Genomic DNA, 3238 nt, shown 5'->3' with positions numbered 1-3238 from the left:
TTCGTTCGTTGACAATCGATTACTAAAATACCCTCTAAACATTAAAGGAGCAGGGATTCAAAGAATCCCCACCCCAACTATTGACTTAGAGCCACAAAAACAGGCTGCCGATAGTCATGATACAACCATCGGCAGCCAAATTACATTGCTTTTCATTACAGAATCCTGAGCCAGTCACGTCTGACGTACAGAATTCTTTCTACGTTAACTACTTTATTTTTTTCGTCGATGGAGAAAAAAACAAAATAGTTTTTTACGATTAGCTTTCTATACCCCATCTGAGATAGTCGCTCATCCCTAATAACTGGGCAGCGCTGCGGTAATTCTGACAAACCCGTCATTGCCTCTTCAAGAAGATCCATCATATCTAATGCCGAAAATGGTGCGGACCATTGAGAAGCAATATACTTAACAATGTCAACAAGGTAATTTTCGGCCGGTTCAGTTATATCCACTCTATATTTCGCCATCAGAAATCCTTTGTTTAATGTCCTTCATAACATCTTGAAGTGGACGTTTCTTTTCAGCTTTGACAGCTGCTCTGCCTTCGTCTAGTAATCGGTAGAGCTCTAACTTGCCACAAAGTGCTTCGTACGTCTCAATACTCATTACCGCCAAATCTCCTTGCCCGTTTTTTGTGATGAAAACAGGTTCGTTATTTTCATGGCAGAAGGTCGAGATCTCATTATAGTTATTACGCAAATCAGTACTGGATTTTATGACTGGCATTGTGTTCACCTCTTTCTTTGTCTCTAAAGAAATTATACATTTATTTCTTTAGGTTTTTAATTTCATTAAATTGGGATGAGGTTATGGGCTTTCAGAGACATTAACTTAAAAGCTGCCGATTGTCTTGGAAGACCATCGGCAGCTTTTCGAACGCTTATAATTATATTTGATTTCGATTAATTTCAATCTTTTCTGTAAAACGTGATCCTTACCCTTTCGATATGCTCAAGTAAGGCGTCATTTTGAATGCTTTGCAGGATTGAAACGTCAAATTTATTATGTTAATTACATGATACCAAGTTTAACTTCTTCAACAACTACCAATAGTCTGTAAGTAGTTCCCGTATCAGTAATGCTTTTTACACAACAAACAATCAACCCCAAAACACTTCTTATGTTTGTTGAGATAAATATTATTAGCAAAACCCTGGTCTTAAACAGATTCTTAATTGAGGATTTAGGGAATTGTTCAGCAAAAGGAAAAGCAACCTCTCATCTTATCCTGATGAGAGATTACTTTAACGCCTGATCTGAATTGTAAAACAATTTCACCATCTTCGCTATTTGTATCTGGCACTGATAACCCGTTATTACGCTGACTAATCCCTACAAGCCTTGAAATCACTACATAAAATCATTAAAAACTTCCGCAACTTCACTGGTGGTGACAAGTACGGGTGGGTCCAAATTTCAAACACTTTATTTGTCACGATAATGTGATCCACATTGTGCAATAATTATTTGCTCTCCATCTACTCGATATACTATTCGGTTATTATCGTCTATTCGTCGACTCCAAAATCCTTTATAATCGTACTTCAAAGGCTCTGGTTTTCCTATACCGTCATAGCCATTTCTAATTATATCTTGTAAGAGTAGATTAATTCGCCTTAAGGTTCTTTTATCCTGTGATTGCCAATACAAATAATCTTCCCAGCCTTCGGGTGTGAACGCTAAATTATTCACGTTCCATCTCCTCGAGTTCATCCATGGATTTGACTATTAAATTACTTTCATCAAGTTGTGCTATTGCTTTCTTAAGTCTATCCAAATTTGCGTCGCTATAGAACGGATCATCATTCAGAGCAATCTCGAATGGAATCCTACGCTCTCTTAAAACGGCTTTAGCAAAAAGATTAATCGCAACTGAAGTGTTCATACCAACTTCTGCACAGAAGGCGTCAAATTGTTTTTTTATATTCTCATCCATTCTCACACTTAATGTGGTTTGTGCCATCTAAATCACCTCTTTCTATTCATGTGCTTATTATAGCACATATCACATACATTTTCAATACAACGTCACACGAAGTGTGACTTGTCCAAATTATCAAAACGAAGTCTAAAACAGTTCCCTAAATGAGGATTTAGGGAACTGTTAAGCAAAAGGAAAAGCAACCTCTCGTCTTAACCTAATGAGAGATTGCTTCAACGCCTGATCTGAATTGTAAAACAATTTCACCATCTTCGCTATTTGTACCTGTCACCGAAAACCCGGGATTACGCTGACTAATCCCTACAAGCCTTGCAATCACAACATAAATTTATTAACAACTTCCGCAACTTCACTGACGGTGACAGGTACGGGTGGGTTATAACAATAGTATGTGGGCAAATCATAAAAATCTTCTAACACAGTTGGTATATAAACTTCTATTTCATGACTACCAACATCAAACTTTTCACTTGGATTTTGAAGAGTTGTTGTAATGATTGTAGAATTAAAATTCTTGAACTTTGATGTTCTATTCAAAAACTGCCATCTTCTCCATGGTTTTTTCATAACAATGTCATTATAATAAATATCAATGTTTCGTAAAACTCTGTCATACTTATCTGCTCCAATTGCTTGTGCTGCAGCAAGTAAAGAGGATCCAAAAGTTGACATAATCGCACCTAAAGATATAATTGTTGAGACATTATATTCAAATATTGCTATTTGGAAAATATAATTTATATACCATATTAAAATACTGAAAAATGCTATAGATAAGAAAAAGACAGTCATTTGTTCTCTTCTTACCAATTTCAAGAATACCATTTTATGCAACTCTTCAATTTCTTTATCTTCTTCCATTAACCAAATTCCTTTCAAATTTTGTTAGTTGAACACTTTTCTATTGTATCATTTTCCCAAGGTAAATATAGCAAATCCATCCAAATCGAAAAAATATTTTCATATTGCACAACCGCATATCCCTCCCCTCCCCAAAAGAAAACAACCTCCGGTGATCGAATAAATCAACGGAGGTTGCTCAAGTTAAATTGTAAAACAATTTCACCATCTTCGCTATTTGTACCTGTCACCGAAAACCCGGTATTACGCTGACTAATCCCTACAAGCCTTGCAATTACTACATAAATTTATTAACAACTTCCGCATCTTCGCTGGCGGTGACAGGTACGGGTGGGTCATCCGGTGCAAAGATAGAATCAAGCGATTCACTTCAGGCTTTGAGGACATTAACCATGTCTACACCTGCTTTGATTGCAAAGGATGCCAATATAA

The 3238-nt window shown here is 36.4% G+C and carries 5 protein-coding genes; all 5 read right to left on the bottom strand.

Going from position 1 to position 3238, the window contains the following annotated elements:
* Positions 1–155: 155 nt before the first annotated feature.
* The 5 genes from BLP63_RS16610 to BLP63_RS16590 all read right to left on the bottom strand — a co-directional run bounded on the left by BLP63_RS16610 (position 156) and on the right by BLP63_RS16590 (position 2806).
* On the bottom strand, positions 156–455 hold the full coding sequence (locus tag BLP63_RS16610; RefSeq protein ID WP_242870957.1) for a type II toxin-antitoxin system RelE/ParE family toxin: 300 nt from the start codon (positions 453–455) through the stop codon (positions 156–158).
* Between the two features lies 1 nt (position 456).
* Positions 457–729, bottom strand: coding sequence for a type II toxin-antitoxin system Phd/YefM family antitoxin (locus tag BLP63_RS16605; RefSeq protein WP_092593584.1), 273 nt, complete (start codon positions 727–729; stop codon positions 457–459).
* A 699-nt stretch (positions 730–1428) separates the two neighbouring features.
* Positions 1429–1695: a Txe/YoeB family addiction module toxin gene (locus tag BLP63_RS16600; protein WP_242870956.1), complete on the bottom strand. Its 267-nt coding sequence runs from the start codon at positions 1693–1695 to the stop codon at positions 1429–1431.
* Entirely contained in the window at positions 1688–1966 is a 279-nt protein-coding gene (locus tag BLP63_RS16595) for a type II toxin-antitoxin system RelB/DinJ family antitoxin (protein WP_092593580.1), read from the bottom strand. Before BLP63_RS16595 ends, BLP63_RS16600 begins: the two co-directional genes overlap by 8 nt.
* Before the next feature lie 294 nt (positions 1967–2260).
* The gene (locus BLP63_RS16590; protein WP_092593578.1) at positions 2261–2806 is read right to left on the bottom strand and encodes a hypothetical protein; all 546 of its coding nucleotides are present in this window, start codon (positions 2804–2806) and stop codon (positions 2261–2263) included.
* Positions 2807–3238: the final 432 nt, after the last annotated feature.

Source organism: Acidaminobacter hydrogenoformans DSM 2784 (assembly GCF_900103005.1).
GTDB lineage: Bacteria > Bacillota > Clostridia > Peptostreptococcales > Acidaminobacteraceae > Acidaminobacter > Acidaminobacter hydrogenoformans.
The sequence above is the reverse complement of the archived record's forward strand: the minus strand, read 5'-3'. Positions and strand labels throughout refer to the sequence as shown.